The organism is Vibrio tasmaniensis, assembly GCF_024347635.1.
GTDB classification, from domain to species: domain Bacteria; phylum Pseudomonadota; class Gammaproteobacteria; order Enterobacterales; family Vibrionaceae; genus Vibrio; species Vibrio tasmaniensis.
The window spans coordinates 866,652-883,962 of record NZ_AP025511.1; the positions used below are offsets into that span (position 1 = coordinate 866,652).

Sequence of the window (17,311 nt, forward strand, 5' to 3'; positions counted from 1 at the left end):
GATTCTCTAAATAGCTCCAATTAATAACAACAAGGTTTGATTGTGCGAGTTGCTTATTATTTTTCGCTCTCTATTAATTGGATTGAACGTCTAAGGGTTTAGATATTAACTGGATGCATTGAATGGTTTTAAAGTAAATTAAAATTCATTTGTCGAGACGATAAAAGCCCGTTGTTGTTGGTTGGATTACTGATTGGAATGTCTTTAATCTATTGATTTTTAATGTTTAGTTTGTATCTTTATATTCTTTATTCACTAACGTGTAATTCAGGTCTAAAAATTAAATATTCAGGTTTATACGGCTTATCACAATCTTGACTTATAATACTACAAATTAAAGTTTCTACGGATAATATGCTCTTCAGATATTAATAATAAAGAAGACTTATACATGGAACTCAATACTCTGATCGTAGGAATTTATTTCCTTTTCCTTATTGCAATAGGTTGGATGTTTAGAACGTTCACCAGTACAACCAGTGATTATTTCCGCGGGGGCGGTAACATGCTTTGGTGGATGGTTGGCGCGACTGCGTTTATGACTCAGTTCAGTGCTTGGACCTTCACTGGCGCAGCAGGTAAAGCGTATGCCGATGGTATGGCTGTCGCGGTTATCTTCCTGGCGAACGCCTTTGGTTACCTGATGAACTACCTGTACTTCGCTCCGAAATTCCGTCAACTGCGTGTAGTCACGCCAATTGACGCGATTCGTATGCGCTTTGGTAGCTTTAACGAGCAAGTGTTTACTTGGTCTGGCATGCCGAACAGTATTGTTTCTGCGGGTATCTGGCTAAACGGTTTGGCGATTATCGCATCGGGCATCTTTGGCTTCGACATGACGACAACCATCGTTCTAACTGGTCTTGTCGTACTTGTGATGTCGGTGACAGGCGGTTCATGGGCGGTTATCGCGTCTGACTTCATGCAGATGGTTATCATCATGGCGGTAACGGTAACGTGTGCTGCGGTCGCTATTGTGCAAGGTGGCGGTGTTACTGAGATCATTAATGACTTCCCAGTAGCAGAAGGCGCATCATTCGTTTCTGGTAACAATCTGAACTACGTAAGCATCTTCGGAATCTGGGCATTCTTCATCTTCTTCAAGCAGTTCAGTATCACCAACAACATGTTGAACTCTTACCGTTACCTAGCGGCAAAAGACTCAAAGAACGCGAAGAAAGCGGCTCTGTTGGCATGTATTCTGATGACAATTGGTCCAATCATTTGGTTCATGCCACCTTGGTTTGTAGCTGGACAAGGCGTTGATCTTGCGGCGCATTACCCAGATGCAGGTTCTAAAGCGGGCGACTTCGCTTACCTATACTTCGTAGAGCAATACATGCCAGCAGGTATGGTAGGGCTTCTAATTGCGGCGATGTTTGCAGCAACCATGTCTTCAATGGACTCAGGTTTAAACCGTAACTCAGGTATCTTTGTTATCAACTTCTACCAACCGATTCTTCGTCCAAACGCGACAGAGAAAGAGTTGATGGTTGTGTCTAAGTTGATGTCTTCGGTGTTTGGTATCGCTATCATCCTTATCGCACTGTTTATAAACTCTCTGAAAGGTTTGAGCCTGTTCGACACCATGATGTACGTCGGTGCATTAATCGGTTTCCCAATGACGATTCCAGCATTTTGTGGCTTCTTCATTAAGAAGACTCCGGATTGGGCAGGTTGGGGCACGCTAGTAGTCGGTGCGATTGTGTCTTACATCGTAGGCTTCGTGATTACCGCTGAAATGCTACAAAACTGGTTCAACCTAGAGCCGCTAACAGGCCGTGAATGGTCTGATTTGAAAGTAGCGGTAGGTCTGATTGCTCACTTAACGTTTACAGGCGGCTTCTTCATTCTGTCGACGTTGTTCTACAAACCACTAGAAGCGTCTCGTCAGAAAGATGTAGACACCTTCTTCAACAACCTTGCGACACCTTTGGTTTCTGAATCAACAGCGCAGAAGAAACTGGATAACAAGCAACGCCACATGCTGGGCTCACTGATTGCAGTGTCTGGTGTGGCAGTAATGGCGATGTTTGCTCTGCCGAACCCATTCTGGGGAAGAATGATGTTTGTACTGTGTGGTGGTATCGTGTTTATCGTTGGTCTGATGCTGGTGAAAGCCGTGGACGACTCGGTGGAAGATGCGAAACAAGAGAACAAAACTGCTTAGGTAACTAAACCTACAAGATAAGCAATTTAGAAATAGAACGGCTGAGCGTGATTGCTCAGCCGTTTTTTATTGTGTGAACAATGGAGATTATAACCAATGGAATGAGTAACTTAGTTGATTAATAAATTGAATTTGAAAGGGAGAGAAGAACTAAATCAGACGCGATGAGATATACATCAACAAGGCTTGCAAATCGACACTGCTTCGAGTCTTTTGCAAACGCTCGTTGACCTGATCGTGAAGTAGGTTTCTAGTTAAGTTGGTAGCCGCCACAATATGTGCTCGTTCTGGTTTAGTTGGCAGAACGAGTGCGATAGCAACGTGTACTTCGCCAATTTGAGATGCCCAATCAATCGCTTCGTCGCTGACGATGACCGCGATCGAGAGATCTTGAGTCGATTCAAACATAACATGGGGCAGTGCGATGCCCGGTGATACGCAGGTTGAGGAACGTTCTTCACGCTTAATAAATGCCAGAATCAGCTCATCTGGATCTTCTGGATAAACGAGGTGGGCGAGCCCTTTTAAGCATTCAAATTTTGTTAGCTGAGTTTGTGCTTTGGCATGGTGCCATTTGATGTCACACGGTGGACATATCTGCGGCATACGCTGGATTAAATCGCTAGAGAATTCATGATTCACTTGTGAGCCAACCATGGCGTAATGCTCGGCGATCACGTCCTTAAGAACAAAACAGGCCAGCTCCGCATCAATCCCCACCGCGGTGATCTGACATAAATCCCCACGAAGTAAACCTACTTGTAGCATCGCGACGGATTTGGATAGATCAGCGGTTCGATTTTGAGTGATGTTGATAATGCGGATGTTGCTTTTGAACTTCTTCGCTAAGCGAGTAAGCGGCTGCGCGACGTGTGAGTTTGCGGCAGGGTCGTCAACGAAGAAGGTGATCTGGTATTCGTTCATAAAAGGTTTAAGTTCGACAATGCTTGATAAAGACTTTATCGACACTCAATAACACCTCTTCCATGGGAATGAAGACGGTTTTCGCGGGGTCAAATCGGCTTGGTTGTTCGATGTCGATATCAGAGACGATCAACACTTTGTCTGCGAGGGTAATATCCTGGCCTGTCAGTAAGTTTTCAATCCCCATAGCGCCTTGAGTCTCAACCTTGATTGAAACATTGAATTTTGGGGCTGTTTTATTTAGTGCATCAGCTGCCATATAGGTGTGCGCAATGCCTGTAGGGCACGCAGTTACCGCTACAATTCTCATTATTATTCTCGGTGTGCTTAGATCGACAGTTTACTTGGATCGATGGGACTATCTGAATCTAGGAAGTTTATGGATTCCCGTTTTTAATTCAAAGGTGAACGTCACACTCTTGCTTCTTGGTTACAATTATCCAGTTAATGCACCTTTCGTCCTATATATCGAGCGGCCTTGCCTCGTTAGTCTTTTCATATTATTAACCTCTTTATCTCATTTACTTAAATTGGTACTCGGACGAGGCAGCACATGGACATCACTGACATTATAGAGCCGGAGATTATCTGTCTGGATTTAAAGGCAGACTCAAAACAGGCGGTATTTGAAGAGCTTGTCGAACTGCTTGACCGTGCGGGCAAGCTCTCCAATAAAAGTGAATTCCTTGATGATATCTGGAAGCGTGAGGCCATCGGCAATACGGGCTTTGATGATGGTATTGCGATTCCACACGCGAAAAGCACTGCTGTAGCTAAACCTGCTGTGGCGGTAGGTATTAGCCGAACGGGTATCGATTATGGCGCAGACGGCGGCGAACTGTCGGATGTGTTTTTTATGCTCGCGTCGCCAGACAATAGCGATGATCATCATATTGAGGTTCTGGCTCAGATCTCAACTCGATTGATCGAAGATGGTTTTGTTACAAAATTAAAGGCGGTAGAGTCGGTCGAGGAAGCTCAAGAGCTGTTTCTCGAAGCGAATTCTGAATCTTTCGATAGCTACGCTTCTAGTCATCATGAAGTTTACAGCGAACCATTAAGCCCGTGGGCTCAGTCTCTTAATCGTCTTAAAGAACACTTGTTGTACGGTACTTCGCACATGATCCCATTTGTGGTCGCGGGTGGGGTACTTTTGTCTTTGTCGGTAATGATGTCTGGCCATGGCGCAGTGCCTGAGAGCGGTGTTCTGGCTGACATAGCACAAATGGGTATCGCGGGGCTAACCCTGTTTACCGCCGTGCTCGGTGGTTACATTGCATATTCAATGGCCGACAAACCGGGCTTAGCTCCGGGCATGATTGGTTCTTGGCTCGCAGTGAATCAGTACAGTACCGGCTTCCTTGGTGCAATTGTGGTCGGATTCTTCGCTGGCTTTGTGGTTAATGTGCTCAAGAAGATCAAACTGCCAGACAGTATGATCTCGCTGAGTTCGATCTTCATCTATCCATTAGTCGGCACCTTTGTAACCTGTGGGGTGGTGATGTGGGTGATTGGCTCTCCTATCGCGTATGTGATGCTTGAGATGAACCAAATGCTGACTGGCATGGCGGGCTCAGGAAAAGTGGTGTTGGGCAGTATTTTAGGGGCGATGACGGCCTTTGATATGGGCGGCCCAATCAACAAAGTGGCGACGCTGTTTGCTCAAACGCAGGTGAACACTCAACCTTGGCTAATGGGGGGCGTCGGTATTGCCATTTGTACGCCACCATTAGGCATGGCGCTTGCCACTTTCATATCACCTAAGAAATTCAAACGAGACGAACGCGAAGCCGGAAAAGCAGCGGGTATTATGGGCATGATCGGCATCAGTGAAGGTGCGATTCCTTTTGCTGCCGCCGATCCTGCGCGAGTTCTGCCTGCTGTTGTTGCTGGTGGCATTGTCGGTAATGTGGTTGGCTTTATGTTCCATGTCATCAACCATGCACCATGGGGCGGCTGGATAGTGTTGCCGGTGGTTGACGGCAAAATTGGCTATATCGTCGGGACATTAGCAGGAGCACTCACGACGGCTCTGATCGTGATACTACTGAAAAAGAACGTGGTCGAAGGCGAAGCAAATTCTAATCAGTTTACGGGTGGCTCGATAACGGAAGAAGGGCAAGCGGATGTATTGGCGATCACTTCTTGTCCATCTGGTGTTGCTCATACGTTTCTTGCGGCTAAGTCTTTGGAAAAGGCGGCTCATCATCTTGGGGTTCGGATTAAAGTCGAAACGCAGGGTGCCAACGGAATCGGCAATCGCATTACACAGAAAGACATTGAGCGGGCGAGGTTGGTGATTTTTGCTCATGATGTGGCGATTAAAGAGATCGAACGCTTTGCGAACGTGAAAACGTTAGATGTCAGCACCAAAGAGGCGATGCTTAATGCGCAGGCGCTGATCATGAGAAAGGTGTAATCCTTAAACAGTGAAATTTATCATCTATAAAGTTAACTAGATCAAAACTAAAAAGACTCCGCGCTAGCCTTTAGCTAACAGTGGAGTCTTTTTGTATGGCTGCTAAAACAAGTTCAGCTTTTAAAAAGGGTGGTACTTAAATACGTCTTCAACCATTGAGTTAAGCAAATCGATGTCGTCACAGGTTTTTGCATAAGTGCGTAGCCCTGCAATTTGAACCTGAACGTGGCGAGCAAGTTTAGCGGGTTCTCGATCTTTACTTATCTCACCTAAACCTTGTGCTTCGGCAATCAGCTTAGCGAACTCACCTTCCATGATCTTCAGTGATTTCTTGGCTTCTTCTAATAATTCAGCGTGCTCATCCGTCAGTTCAGCTACTGTTTTAGCCAGCATACACATGCCGTTAGGCGCGCTTTGTTTCGATTCGACAACGGCACGTTTTACAAAATTTTCGAGCGCTTTGATTGGAGAGTCAGTTTCGCTGCGAAAGCGGTTCAGGTTGAGAATGCCAAGTTCGGTATAACGAGCTAATGTTTCTTTAAACAAGCCTTCTTTGCTGCCAAAAGCCGCGTAAATACTGCCCGGACGCATATCAATCACGTCTTGCAGGTTGCGCATAGAAGTTGCGTGAAAGCCCTTTTCCCAATACAGGTTAGTCGCTTTATCTACTACGTCTTGTCTATCGAACTTCGCTGTCTTGGCCATAACATTTACTTCATTAATTTGAACATATGTTCAATATTTTATGCTGAACGTTCGTTCCAGTAAAGGAGTGTCTGATTACTCTGGCAATCTCGCCAAGATCGAGAGCATCAATCGGTAATAAAAAACTCTATTCATCAACAACTTCGACGGTTTTATGCTGCGCGCCGTAATAGGTGCCTTCATCGATAGCGTACATCAGAGTTTCTTCACACTCAGGGCAGTCGAACTCTTCATTGGGTTCGATTGCTTCCTCTTCTACCCATTCCCAACCAATGTGTTTTTCGCAAGCGGGGCAATCCATAAAAATATCTCTCAGTGGTTATCGCATATTTACAGCGAGTCTCTATTTAACGGGCTCGGAAGTATACATATTTGATGCTGAATATATAGATGTTCGCGGGTGAAATGCTTGGTAAGGATTACACCGTAAGTGCTGATCTACCACTTTATGATTATGCAAAAACTGTCAATTTTTAGTCACTGCGTCAGGGAAATGTTGTTACACGTATTTTTCGTCTGGTTAAGTCAGATAGTTAACAGTTTTATTCATAAACCAATGAGTTTTATAAGGTTAAATGTTACCGTTTGCTCATCTGATCAGTGTGGTTAGGTCACTATTAATATGGATCAGTTCAAATAATTATAGGGTTACAATTAAGGCGTGCTCGTTAGTAGGAAGCTTAGTTTGTGACTGAAAAAGATTTGTTAGTTGTTAGGGAAATAATAATGAATTTAACCGATATGTCATTTAAGCAAAAAATCATCGCTTTGCTTATCTTACCGATCTTAGGGTTTTTATGGCTTAGTGTTTCTGCCATTTCGAAAGGCGTAGAAACCACCAGTGAAATGTCATCATTAAACCAACTTACGCGTTTGTCAGTCGTGTACAGTGAATTGGTGCACGAGTTACAAAAAGAGCGTGGTATGACCGCTGGTTTTATCGGCTCACAGGGAAACAAGTTTGGCAGTGAACTAAAAGCGCAAAGAATTAACGCAGACAGCAAACGCAGTCAAAGAACCGAGTACTGGCAGTCTGAAGACATCGATTTATCGCAGATCACGCGTCTGAATACTGAAATCAACCAAAGTCTTAACCAAATCACTTCGATTCGTAATCGAGTAGATTCTCAATCGATTCCCCTTTCTGAAGCATTAGGTTACTACACTAAACTTAATGCTAAGTTATTGAGTGTATCTGCATTAATTGCTGAGCTAAGTACTGATGCCACTATCACGGCAGAAACCATCGCCTACTATAACTTTCTACAAGGCAAAGAGCGTGCGGGTATCGAACGTGCGGTTCTCAACAACACCTTTTCTAAAAATGAATTTGGCCCGGGAATGCTGGTTAAATTCATCTCTTTGGTAACCGAGCAAAATACATATTTTGCGAACTTTGAAGTTTTGGGTAACCCAGATAACGTTGATTTCTTTAAACAACAACTGAATGATCGCTCGGTGGCTGAAGTGGAAAAACTTCGTGATGTGGCTGAATCGAAAATGAGTGGTTTTGATGTCGATCCTGTTTATTGGTTTGCTCAATCCACAGCCCGCATTGTTCAGTTGAAGAAGACCGAAAATCAGTTAGCAGAGTCTCTTATTAAACTGACTGATCAGAAAACTCAGCAAGCTCAATCAGCAATGATGGGCAGCATTGTGATGTTTGTTGTGATCACTTTGTTCGCAACTTTTGTTAGCTTCAAAGCCATTACTGATTTAACGACTCGAGTTAGAGATCTAACGCGAGTACTTTCTAAAGTCCGAAATGACAATGATTTAACCGTTCGTGCGACTTACGAAGGTAATAGCGAACTGGGTCAAATCTCATCGTCGCTTAATGAAACATTAGAGAAGTTTTCTCAAGTTATCGATAACCTATCTCAATCTAGCCTTACACTTGCTTCAGCAGCAGAAGAGACGGCGCAAACTTGCCAATACAACTCAAGCACCTTAGTTGAACAGCAAGACCAGATTGGCTTGATTGCGACAGCAACAGAAGAGCTATCAGCGACGGTGAATGAAGTCGCGGCTAAAACACAGCAAACGGCAAGCTCAGCGAAGATCGCTGATGAACAATCACAGCAAGGTTTAAGCACGGTTCAACAATCCTATGAGTCGATAGAAACCTTGGCTTCTGAGATTAACGGCCTCGCTGAAAAAATCACTCATCTACACGAAAGTAGCAACAACATTAACAGTGTGATTGATGTGATTAAATCCGTTGCCGAACAAACCAATTTGTTAGCGTTAAATGCAGCGATTGAAGCCGCTCGAGCTGGTGAACAAGGTCGTGGTTTTGCTGTCGTAGCCGATGAAGTTCGTACTTTGGCTCAGCGTACGCAACAGTCCACTTCGGAAATTGAAGGCTTCATTAACTCGCTACAATCTGACGTGCAAACAGCGTTCAATGTGATTGATAACAGCAAGAAGATGTCTTCAAGAGCGGTTGAAGACTCACGAGGAGTAGAACAGACCCTGCAAGATATTTCAGGGGCTGTGAGCGAAATATTCAGCATGGCAGAGCAGATCGCAACCGCAACTGAAGAGCAAGCAGTAGTGACTCAAGATATTGCTCAGAACGTTGTCGCGGTAGAGCAGAAGTCGACAGAATCTACGACAGGCGCAACGCAAATTGCTGCAACAGCGAAAGAGCAGGCTGAGTTGGCAACATCGCTGAAAGAGCTCTCGAATACGTTTAAGAGTTAGCAACTCAGAGCTAGAAGCTTTCTATCGCATATAAAAAATGTCCCGCCTAGTGCGGGACATTTTTTAGCGGGAGGGGGGGATGAAGCGGCTAAAGCGCTTGTCCGTTAACCGACAATTTCACATCAATGTTGCCACGAACCGCGTTTGAGTAAGGGCAAACTTGGTGCGCCGTTTTCACAAGCGTCACAGCTTGTTCTTGCTCTAGATCCAGTTCAATCGATAGAGCAACAGTTAAAGCAAAGCCACCGTTTTCATTTGGTCCAATACCGACTGTTGCAGTCGTTGGCGCCGATGCGATTTTGATTTTCATCTCTTTAGCTACATGAAGTAGAGCATTTGAGAAACACGCAGAGTAGCCCGCAGCAAACAGTTGCTCAGGGTTTGTCGCTTCACCTGTTCCGCCCATCTCTTTAGGGTAGCTCAACGCCACTGAAAGCAGGTTGTCATCAGTAGAAACTTGGCCGTTACGACCTGCAGTAGCTGTAGCAGAAGTTGTGTAGAGTGTTGTCATTGTCTTAGTCCTTGTTTGAATTGTGTGAAATTAAATTGCGCGCAACTTAATTTTAAAGCTAGCTTAATTGATAAAATTCGAGCACGCAAGTATATTGTGCGCAATTTAATTTATTGGTGAGGTGATCATGAGCGACCAAGATGACTATCTAAAACTGGATAATCAGGTGTGTTTTGCGCTGTATAGTGCATCGAATGCAATGAGTAGAGCGTATCAACCTTTACTGAAAGCGCTTGACCTTACTTACTTGCAGTACATTGTGATGATGGTGCTGTGGGAAGAAAAAGAGATAAATGTCAAAGCCCTAGGCGCAAAAACGCATTTGGATTCAGGTACGTTGACGCCTTTACTCAAGCGCTTGGAAACGAAAGGTTACGTGCTTAGAACTCGCAGTGCTGAAGATGAACGAGTTCGAGTTACTACACTGACGCCTGCAGGGATAGAGCTCAAAGAGCAAGCGCAGACCGTGCCAGTTGAAATGCTATGTCTTTCTAAGATGAATGAAGATGAGCTTAAATCACTAAAAGCACAGTGTGAGCAGTTGCTTGGTCATTTGACCAAGTAAGAAAGACCGTTTAACTCACGGTAATGATAATCAGAAAATAAAAAGCCCGTTAGTCCGGCTGGTAATAATCGGACTAACGGGCTTTTTGTATCTGCTGTCTTCTAAATGGCAACAGATAGTGTATTCACTTGGGATTTATCCCATAAACCAAGATACGAAAATCAACGCACCAAAGCCGAATGTTGCCATTAGTGCTGTGTCGCCACCAGCTGCAGTATAGCTGCCTTCGGTTTGTAGGTGAGGAAAGTCTGGCCTACGAACTTTAACCACCATTGCAAGTGGTCCCCAGATAGCTAAGAACACCAACACCATCCCCGCGTAATCCAACATACTCACGAATTGGCTAGCGAATAACTTAGCTAATACCAAAGGTAGAACGAAGGTTAGGGCATAAGCCAATGCTTTGTTGCTGGTGACTGCATCTTTGTTCTGGTCGTACAGCGCCATAGACACACCAAGGAAAGAGGTTACCAATGCCAATACTGAGAACAGCGCAATCACTACTTTTAACCAAGCAGACTGCCCGCTAAACGCCGAGATCAGTTCTGAAATGTTATGGAATTGGCTGATAGCGTCTGTACCAAGGTTACCGATAATCGCGAATAACCAAGTGAGGTAGCAGATTAGTGGAATAACAGAGCCTAGCAGAATCATATTGCGGATCTGCTTTTGAGTCGCTTCTCGGTTGTATATAACCAGTGACGGAATCACCACCATAGAGGCAAAGCTGGTAAAGATAACTGCGCTGTACTGCACCACGTCATTAGCCGTGTATTTGCTAGCTTGAGTCAGGTAATCAAGGCGAATGTTGCTAAACAAAGAGGCGATAACGATAAGCAGCATCACCATCATCGTGATGAATAAACCGCGATTTAACTTGTCGATATACGACTTACCCGCCACCACAATCACACCCATTAATAGGCTGAAAACGGTATAAGCAGCGGATGCAGAGATGTCTACGCCGACATCGAGCAGTAGCTTATGAATGATGTCGCCGACACCCAAGATATAAGCGATGAGCATGCACACCAACAGCAGGTAAAAGAGTGCATTGATAAAGTGTTTACCTTTGCTGCCTAGCGTTAAGTAAGCAACGCTGCTCATGCCACTGTTGTCTTTGGTTTTGGTGCACGCTTCTGCCAAGAGGAGTGCTGAGTAGGTGGTGCCGATAAAGATAAGTAGCATCAGCACTGAGCTGATCATGAAGCCAAACTGGGCCAACACCATGGGAATAGCAAGCATGCCTGCCCCTAATGCAGTTCCTGAAAGGATTAGGGAACTGCCGAATAATTTCATATTCAAAAAAACAACCTCTAGCGATCCAATTAATTTTTGTTTGGATTGTAAATAATTGTTTCCAAGACTAACAAAATACTCAGTAAAGTTAGGGGTTAAATCCTAATTATTTTTGAATTTTTCTAAAAAATTTACGAAGAGATTTGCGCTGTATATGGCTGGTTGTTTTTGGTATTCATCTTGTGAGTTGTTTTATCTTTCTGATAACTTATGATCATTACCAGCCGTTTAATCATTCGTTCTATACGGCTGATTAACGGATGCCTTAATCTCAGTGAAACCAAGTCAAAACCTTGTTTATTTGATGACTTCCTGCCGGATTCCCTTATTTTATGAGTACTAATTGGATCTCCTCAATTAAGAGGCTATCCAGTTGTAGCATGAGGGTTTGTCGTAAATGGAAAGATCCGTTGTCGTAGATGCCACTCGGTAGTTTGACGTTTCGCTCTTATTATCCTCACACCAATTATGTGGGGGTGTTATGTATCGTTTTCTGTTTTGTAGTTTCGCGCTTGTTCTCTTGTATCCAACGGCGATTGATTTGTATTTGGTTGGCTTGCCTCAAATCGCTGCTGACCTAAATGCCTCTGAGGCGCAGCTCCATGTGGCGTTTTCTATCTACCTTGCGGGCATGGCAACCACCATGCTGTTCGCCGGTAAATTTGCCGACAATGTAGGGAGAAAGCCTGTCGCGATTTTCGGTGCGATTGTCTTTGCGACCTCTTCAATCTTCGGTGGAATTGTGACTAGCGCGGAACCGTTTCTAGCGGTGCGCTTTTTCCAAGGCGTTGGTGCGGGTTCATGCTATGTAGTGGCATTCGCCATTTTGCGAGATGTGTTAGACGACCAAAAACGTGCCAAGGTGTTGTCGATGATGAACGGTATTACCTGCATCGTACCAGTGATTGCACCCGTGATTGGCCACTTAATCATGACTGTTTATCCTTGGCCGAGCCTGTTCACGACTATGGCGAGTATGGGCGTTATCGTGTGTTTACTGTCGGTTATAGTACTAAGAGAAACTAAGCCGAATGGTCAAGATTCTGAAGTGACCAAAGCTTCTGCGTCTCACTCCACTTCAACTGAAACGTTCAAAGACCCGTTGTTTATCAGCCGAGTGATCATGACCAGCTTGGGCGTGACGGCGATTCTGACTTACGTGAATGTTTCTCCAATGCTGATCATGACCGAGCTTGGCTTCGACCGTGGTCAATACTCCTATACCATGGCTCTCACTGCATTGGTAAGTATGTTGGTGTCGTTCTCGGCGCCATTTGCCTTGAATGTGTTTAAGCAGAAAAGCCTGATGCTGACATCTCAAACGTGCTTTGTTATTGCGGCTATCTTGTTGCTTGCATCGATTGATGGTGGGTTAGTGCATTATGTAACCCTGCTAGGTTTTGCATTTGTGTGTGGTGGTTTCTCGTTAGGTTTTGGTGTTGCAATGAGCCAAGCATTGAGCTGTTATTCACAACGAGCAGGTGTCGCGAGTTCGATATTGGGCGTTTCTCAGGTGTGCACGTCGGCATTGTTTATCTGGTTGATGGGCGCTATCGGACTCAGTGCATTGAATATGTTGGTATTTATACTGGCTGCTGGTGGAGTTATCAGTATTGCTCTAATACTATGGGTAGGTCCTTCCCAAGTTAAAAGTGATTATGAAGAAGCCACTAGCCCGTCTTGATCTGAATCTGTTGTTCACTCTGCAATTGTTGTTGCAAGAGCAGAGTGTTTCAAAAGCTGCTAAAAAGCTTAATGTTACGCCTTCAACGGTGAGTAAATCACTGACCAAGCTTCGAGACTGGTTCGATGATCCTCTGTTCGTGAAAACACCAAGAGGTTTAACGCCGACACCACTCGCACTAAGCATGGTGAAAGATCTTCAAGACTGGCTGCAGATTGGAAGCCAAATACTGACGACTCGTGGCGACGATGCGCCTAAAGATCTGCGCTTGAATCTCGAGGCGGAATCTCCTCTGTCGCTAATCATGCTCAATGAGCTGACGCAAAGCGTGTACCAACGCTATCCAGATGCAAAAATCAAAATGCGTAATTGGGACTACGATTCGATAGATTCCATCGTACGTGGCGAATCTGATATTGGATTTTCAGGGCGAGAAAGCCACCCGCGTTCGAAAGAATCTCTAGACGCGTTGCCATACTTCATCGACTTCGAGGTTCTGTTCCACGACTTGCCTGTCGTGTATCTAAGAAAAGACCATCCTGCCTTGCAAGAAGAGTGGAACCTTGAGGCTTTCCTCAAATACCCTCACATCAATATTGTGTGGGAGAAAAGTGAAACATGGGCGTTGGATGAAATTCTCACAGATTTGCAACTCGACCGACATATCGCACTTACGCTAGCGGGTTTTGAGCAGTCTTTGTTTATGGCGGCTCAGTCAAACCACACCATGACTACCATGGCACCGAATTACTGCCGACGTTACGTAGAGCAGCTTCACCCCAATCTTACCTGCTTACCTATCCCTCTAGATGAAGAAAATGCCAATAAGTTGCTGATCCCATTCACCATGATTTGGCATAAGCGTAATGCCTACAACCCAATCGTTCTATGGCTAAAAGACACGCTTAGAGATCTTTACCAGTTTGAAGGTGAAAATGTCTAACCTTGTGATGAGATTAAATGTGATTAGATCACCTGAGGGCTTGTGCCGTTAATATTGGATCGTTGATTTAAATAAGAATTCAGACTTAGAACAGAACCCATCAAGTGTTACCTGATGGGTTTTTCATTTTAAATCATGCAGGTAGGGTCAGAACTGTTCAAATGGGTTGAGTGGGGCTTTTTGTTGGTGTCAGTTCTAATTGAGGAAAGTGAACGGTTAATGTGTATGTTTGGCGATTATCTTCGCCAGCGTCACAACCCCTTCTTTCCAATCTTTGTTCTCTTCAATGTTCGCGACCGTGAAGCGTAAGCAGTGTTTGTATTGGTCGTGTGTACCAAAGACAGTACCAGGTAAAATCCCTAATTTATGTTTTAAGCAATCTTGATAGACGGCATAACTGTCGACCGATTCCGGTAGTGTTATCCAGTTTAAAAATGAGCCTTCAGGTTTTGATAGGTGGTAGCGGCCGACAAGGTGAGGGTAGCTATCTAATGCATGGATTAATAGGCTTTGGAACTGCTTTTGATTGGTTTGATAGAGCCGTTTCATCTTAGATAAATGGCTGCGGTATTTGCCCGTTGTGAGGAATTGTCCAACCGCCGATTGCATAAGATTGGAACTGCCCATGTTATCGCATAGTAGATACTTCTCGACCAAGGGCTGATAGCGCCCTGAGAGTAACCAACCGATACGCAAGCGAGAATCTAAGGTCTTGGACAAAGAGTTGACGTAAATGATTCTGTCTTGATCATCTAACTCTTTTAGGCTGGCAATCGGTGTGTCGAACGACAAGCTACCGAATACATCGTCTTCGATAATCGGTAAAGATCCGGTTATCTCCAGTAATGCCTTTCGGTTAGCCAATGGCATTCGTGAACCTGTTGGATTGGTAAAGTTTGGTGTTAGCAGTAAGGTTTTTACTTCCCATTTGTTCAACGAACTTTGTAGTGATGGAATATCAATGCCGTGGCTCACACTGCTTGGAATTTCTAGTGCTTGCAAACCAAGCGATTCAAGTAAAAGCAGATTGCCAAAGTAACAGGGCGACTCGACCGCCACGATGTCTCCCGGTTTGGTTAATGCACGTAAAGCCAGACTGATCGCCTGTTGAGCACCATGTGTAATCGCAATCTCATTCGATCCCGCAGGTACGCCTAGATCATGGGTGATCTTTAACAACTGCTTGACTAATTGCTCATCACCGGGAGGTAATTGGTAATAACCGGGAAGCTGAGTTTGCAAACGGCTATGGCGACCGATTTCGGCATACAAGCTACGAATAGCCGGGTTATTAATGTTCGGGTGTGCAGAGCCAGCTAGAAGCTTTAAACGACCTTTGGGACGAGAGAGTACAGATTTGGTGACCGACAAGAGATCGACTTTTTGAGGCTGACTCGGTGCATCCCAGATGGTGGTGTTCGGTGCTTTTACACGATAGCCTGATTTAGGCACAGAATAAACCCAGCCCGTCGCTTCCAGTTCTTGATAAGCGCGAATCACGGTGTTTTTGCTCACACCGAGTTGTTCACTGAGTTGACGAATGGAAGGCAAGCGGTCGTCTGGGTGAAAGAGCCCTTTATCGATTTGAGCCTTAATATGTTGTTCTATCGCGAGATATTTATTGCCGCTGAGTTCTGCTTCCACGTTTTCCCCTTGTTACTCACACTTAATCTGTAACCATTTAAAGTGTTATATCTGTATCTTTATTAGTTATCTGTACCCAACTAAGGTAACAGCATTGATGAAGAGTTGACCAGAGGTTTGTAATGCTGATTAAAATGATTCCGTTTGTGTTTGTACTATTGTGGTCGTCAGGCTTTGTTGGCGCCCGTCTTGGTGTTGAATACGCTGAACCCGCAACGTTACTTTCACTTAGGATGGTAGCCAACGTGGCGCTATTCTTGGTTTTGATTTCAATCCTTAAGCGTCGTATTCCTCGTGGTCGAGCATTTTTCCACGCTTGTGTGGTGGGTATCTTGATTCATGGCTTCTACCTTGGTGGCACTTATCTCGCGATTGATATGGGTATGCCTGCCGGGTTGAGTTCTCTGCTTGTTGGCTTACAACCGATTCTGACGGCATTGATAATGATCAGCTGTACCTCGCAGCGTTTTAATTTCGCACAATGGTTAGGTTTAGCCCTTGGTTTCGCAGGTATTAGCTTGGTGCTGATGGGCAATATTGAGTGGCAGTCAGACGACCAAAAAGGCATGGCAACGTTACTGTGTTTGGTTTCTTTGGTTGGTATCACGGTCGGTACCTTGTATCAGAAGCGCTTTTGTCAGGGTACAGATATGGTCGGTGGCGCGATGGTGCAGTACTTGGCTGCAGCAGCATTGTTCTTACCTTTTGCAATGCGTTACGAAACTATGCAGGTGAACTGGACTATTGAGTTCACGTTAACTCTGGCTTGGCTAGTGATTGTCTTATCGTGCATTGCCATTCTATTGCTGCTTTACATGGTAGAGCATGGTGCTTCTTCAAGTGTGGCATCGGTGTTTTACCTCGTTCCACCCACAACTGCAATTCAAGCGTGGCTTATCTTCGGAGAGTCGTTCGACATTTACGGCGCCATAGGCTTCGCGTTGTCAGCGACCGCTGTTTATCTGGTGGTGAAAAAGCCTGAGTTGATTAAGTTCCGTAGACGAACAGCATTAGAGAGGTAATTTGTCTACCAAAATTATACCAATCGTAGTAACTAACTGGTCACCCTAGCTTGTTAAAAATCTCGATAACTTCGTTAGAATTTTTGATTGTAGAATAACTACTTATCGAAAAATTCTGCCTTGTTCTCAAGCTTTTTTCCTACGCTATTTTTGATCACTTACTTACTGTGATTGGTATAACTCGACTTGAAATAGATTGCTAGAAACAAAAAAGAGCCTGAATATTCAGGCTCTATCTGTATCAATATTGGCTAGCGACTATTGATTAGCGCTGCATTAAACAAGCGTAAGCCGTGGTAAACGGTGCTTCTTGGTACTGCTTAAGGCCTGTTTCTTTGAACTTCATCATAAGAGGGTTGCGCTTAAGGCTTTCTTTGATTTCATTCGGAGATACAACGGTTACGTCTAGGCCGTCGATCAACTGAATTGCTGCTTCTAGTTTGAAGCCGAAGCCACCGCCAGCAAATTTGCCTTTAGTTTGGCGTTGACGAATTACCACTTTTTCTACTTGGTAATCTTCCATTAACTTTGCAAAAGAAAATTGAAAATCTTTCATATTCTGTGTGTCGTTTGCGTCGCTAATCGCAACTTTAGAAACTCGGCAATCAGGAATGTTAAATACACCGTCTGACAGAGAAAGAAGACAGATGACTGCATCGTTACCTTTGATTTCAACACCACAAATTTTCATGTTCTTACCTACTTATTTTAGAGCCCTA

General features: G+C 44.4%; 15 protein-coding genes. 7 read left to right on the forward strand and 8 right to left on the reverse strand.

The window, feature by feature from the left end:
• The first annotated feature begins 391 nt into the window (after window positions 1-391).
• Entirely contained in the window at window positions 392-2,170 is a 1,779-nt protein-coding gene (locus tag OCV44_RS18130; protein WP_139683512.1) for a sodium:solute symporter family transporter, read from the forward strand.
• Window positions 2,171-2,320: 150 nt separating this feature from the next.
• On the opposite strand, the gene OCV44_RS18135 is transcribed toward OCV44_RS18130, so the two are convergent.
• Entirely contained in the window at window positions 2,321-3,094 is a 774-nt protein-coding gene (locus OCV44_RS18135) for a PTS sugar transporter subunit IIA (RefSeq protein ID WP_139683770.1), read from the reverse strand.
• A gap of 7 nt (window positions 3,095-3,101) precedes the next feature.
• Complete coding sequence (locus OCV44_RS18140) at window positions 3,102-3,404, reverse strand: PTS fructose transporter subunit IIB (RefSeq protein ID WP_009846233.1); 303 nt, start codon at window positions 3,402-3,404, stop codon at window positions 3,102-3,104.
• A 243-nt stretch (window positions 3,405-3,647) separates the two neighbouring features.
• On the opposite strand from OCV44_RS18140, the gene OCV44_RS18145 reads away from it, so the two are divergent.
• Window positions 3,648-5,513 (forward strand): fructose-specific PTS transporter subunit EIIC, encoded by a 1,866-nt coding sequence (locus OCV44_RS18145; protein WP_139683511.1) that lies wholly within the window; start codon window positions 3,648-3,650, stop codon window positions 5,511-5,513.
• A 120-nt stretch (window positions 5,514-5,633) separates the two neighbouring features.
• On the opposite strand, the gene OCV44_RS18150 is transcribed toward OCV44_RS18145, so the two are convergent.
• On the reverse strand, window positions 5,634-6,218 hold the full coding sequence (locus OCV44_RS18150) for a TetR/AcrR family transcriptional regulator (protein ID WP_139683510.1): 585 nt from the start codon (window positions 6,216-6,218) through the stop codon (window positions 5,634-5,636).
• 127 nt (window positions 6,219-6,345) lie between these two features.
• A complete protein-coding gene (locus OCV44_RS18155; RefSeq protein ID WP_139683509.1) occupies window positions 6,346-6,519 on the reverse strand; it encodes a hypothetical protein in 174 nt (57 codons plus the stop codon).
• Window positions 6,520-6,944: 425 nt separating this feature from the next.
• Here OCV44_RS18155 and OCV44_RS18160 point away from each other — a divergent pair, with 425 nt between their 5' ends.
• Window positions 6,945-8,924 carry a methyl-accepting chemotaxis protein gene (locus OCV44_RS18160; RefSeq protein ID WP_139683508.1) on the forward strand — a complete coding sequence of 660 codons (1,980 nt, stop codon included), beginning with the start codon at window positions 6,945-6,947 and terminating at the stop codon, window positions 8,922-8,924.
• An 88-nt stretch (window positions 8,925-9,012) separates the two neighbouring features.
• Here the strand turns inward: OCV44_RS18160 and OCV44_RS18165 are convergent, their stop codons facing one another.
• Window positions 9,013-9,435 (reverse strand): organic hydroperoxide resistance protein, encoded by a 423-nt coding sequence (locus tag OCV44_RS18165; protein ID WP_012601111.1) that lies wholly within the window; start codon window positions 9,433-9,435, stop codon window positions 9,013-9,015.
• Window positions 9,436-9,562: 127 nt separating this feature from the next.
• Here OCV44_RS18165 and OCV44_RS18170 point away from each other — a divergent pair, with 127 nt between their 5' ends.
• On the forward strand, window positions 9,563-10,000 hold the full coding sequence (locus tag OCV44_RS18170; protein WP_211349747.1) for a MarR family winged helix-turn-helix transcriptional regulator: 438 nt from the start codon (window positions 9,563-9,565) through the stop codon (window positions 9,998-10,000).
• A 135-nt stretch (window positions 10,001-10,135) separates the two neighbouring features.
• Here the strand turns inward: OCV44_RS18170 and OCV44_RS18175 are convergent, their stop codons facing one another.
• Window positions 10,136-11,299, reverse strand: a complete 1,164-nt coding sequence (locus OCV44_RS18175) for an amino acid permease (protein WP_139683769.1) — start codon at window positions 11,297-11,299, stop codon at window positions 10,136-10,138.
• Between the two features lie 481 nt (window positions 11,300-11,780).
• Here OCV44_RS18175 and OCV44_RS18180 point away from each other — a divergent pair, with 481 nt between their 5' ends.
• Together OCV44_RS18180 and yidZ are read left to right on the forward strand one after the other, a co-directional pair.
• Window positions 11,781-12,983, forward strand: a complete 1,203-nt coding sequence (locus OCV44_RS18180; RefSeq protein WP_139683506.1) for an MFS transporter — start codon at window positions 11,781-11,783, stop codon at window positions 12,981-12,983.
• Window positions 12,958-13,926: an HTH-type transcriptional regulator YidZ gene (gene yidZ / locus OCV44_RS18185; protein ID WP_139683505.1), complete on the forward strand. Its 969-nt coding sequence runs from the start codon at window positions 12,958-12,960 to the stop codon at window positions 13,924-13,926. Before OCV44_RS18180 ends, yidZ begins: the two co-directional genes overlap by 26 nt.
• Before the next feature lie 216 nt (window positions 13,927-14,142).
• Here yidZ and OCV44_RS18190 read toward each other — a convergent pair whose 3' ends face one another.
• Window positions 14,143-15,570: an aminotransferase-like domain-containing protein gene (locus tag OCV44_RS18190; protein ID WP_139683504.1), complete on the reverse strand. Its 1,428-nt coding sequence runs from the start codon at window positions 15,568-15,570 to the stop codon at window positions 14,143-14,145.
• Window positions 15,571-15,692: 122 nt separating this feature from the next.
• Here OCV44_RS18190 and OCV44_RS18195 point away from each other — a divergent pair, with 122 nt between their 5' ends.
• Complete coding sequence (locus tag OCV44_RS18195; protein ID WP_139683503.1) at window positions 15,693-16,592, forward strand: DMT family transporter; 900 nt, start codon at window positions 15,693-15,695, stop codon at window positions 16,590-16,592.
• Between the two features lie 265 nt (window positions 16,593-16,857).
• On the opposite strand, the gene OCV44_RS18200 is transcribed toward OCV44_RS18195, so the two are convergent.
• Window positions 16,858-17,283: a DUF3010 family protein gene (locus OCV44_RS18200; RefSeq protein WP_009846243.1), complete on the reverse strand. Its 426-nt coding sequence runs from the start codon at window positions 17,281-17,283 to the stop codon at window positions 16,858-16,860.
• Window positions 17,284-17,311 lie beyond the last annotated feature (28 nt).